Genomic DNA, 1,425 nt, shown 5'->3' with positions numbered 1-1,425 from the left:
ATGGCGGCGCCGGAGCCCGACTGGACGCTGATCGCCGCGCTCGCCGCCGCGCTGCTCGCCGCCACCGCGGCGGCCTGCGGCGGCGGCTCGTCCTCCGGCGGCGGGAACGGCGACCCGAAGAAGCTGACCTACTGGGCCAGCAACCAGGGCACCGACCTCGCCGCCGACAAGCGGGTGCTGGGCCCCGAGCTCGCGAAGTTCGAGAAGCAGACCGGCATCAAGGTCGACCTGGAGGTCGTCCCGTGGACGGACCTGCTCAACCGCATTCTCGCCGCGACCACGTCCGGGCAGGGCCCCGACGTCCTCAACATCGGCAACACCTGGTCCGCGTCGCTCCAGGCGACCGGCGGGCTGCTGCCCTTCGACGGCAAGGCGATGGGCGAGGTCGGCGGGGCGCAGCGGTTCGTCCCGGCCGCGCTCGCCGCCACCGGCGCCAAGGGCAAGGACCCCGCCGCCGTCCCGCTGTACTCGCTGGCCTACGGCCTCTACTACAACAAGAAGATGCTCGCGGACGCGAAGGTCGAGCCGCCGAAGACCTGGCAGGAGCTCATCGACGCGGGCCACAAGCTCACCAAGGGCGGCAAGTACGGGATCGCGCTGGAGGGCGCGAGCATCCCCGAGAACGTCCACCACGCGTTCGCCATCGGGCAGATGTACGGCGCCGACTTCTTCACCGCCGACGGCAAGCCGCAGTTCGCCACGCCGCAGGCCGTCGCCGCCGTCAAGTCGTACGTCGACCTGCTCGCCAAGGAGAAGATCGCCGCGCCCGGCAACGCGGAGTACTCCGCGAACCAGTCGCTCAACGACTTCGCCACCGGCAAGGCCGCGATGCTCATGTGGCAGGCCACGACCAGCGGGTTCACCAACCTCGGCATGAAGCCCGGCGAGTGGGGCGTCGTGCCGGTCCCGACCCCGTCGCCGACCCCGCCGGGCGGACGGCCCGTCAGCTCGATGGTCGCGGGCATCAACATCGCGGTCTTCAAGAACACCGACAACCGCGACGGCGCGCTGAAGTTCGTGAAGTTCATGACCAGCGACGAGGAGCAGACCACGCTCAATAAGGCCTACGGGTCGCTGCCCTCGGTCGTCTCGGCGCAGAACGCGCCCGCCTTCGACACCCCCGACCTGAAGGTGTTCAAGGGCATCCTCAACGGGCACGCGGCGCCGCTGCCGCAGGTGCCCGAGGAGAGCCAGTTCGAGACCGCCGTCGGCACCGCGATGAAGGAGCTGTTCGCCGACGCCGCCGCCGGGCGGCCGATCACCGACGAGCGGGTCAGGGCCAAGCTCGCCGCGGCGCAGCAGCAGATGGGCAAGTGACCCCCGCATGACCTCTGCCGACGTCTCCCCATCGGGGACCGCGCGGGCGGGCGGCCCGACGGGTGCCCGGCACGGCCGGCCCGGCGGCGCGGGAGCGGCGCCCCCGGC

General features: G+C 71.9%; 1 protein-coding gene. It reads left to right on the top strand.

The genetic code is table 11. The features are described 5' to 3' along the window. Nucleotides 1–1,317 (top strand): ABC transporter substrate-binding protein (locus E1300_RS49515; RefSeq protein ID WP_131764156.1); only part of this gene is annotated, 1,317 nt, incomplete at its 5' end. Nucleotides 1,318–1,425 lie beyond the last annotated feature (108 nt).

It is taken from the genome of Actinomadura fibrosa, from assembly GCF_900659615.1.
Classification (GTDB): Bacteria; Actinomycetota; Actinomycetes; order Streptosporangiales; family Streptosporangiaceae; genus Spirillospora; species Spirillospora fibrosa.
The sequence above is the reverse complement of the archived record's forward strand: the minus strand, read 5'-3'. Positions and strand labels throughout refer to the sequence as shown.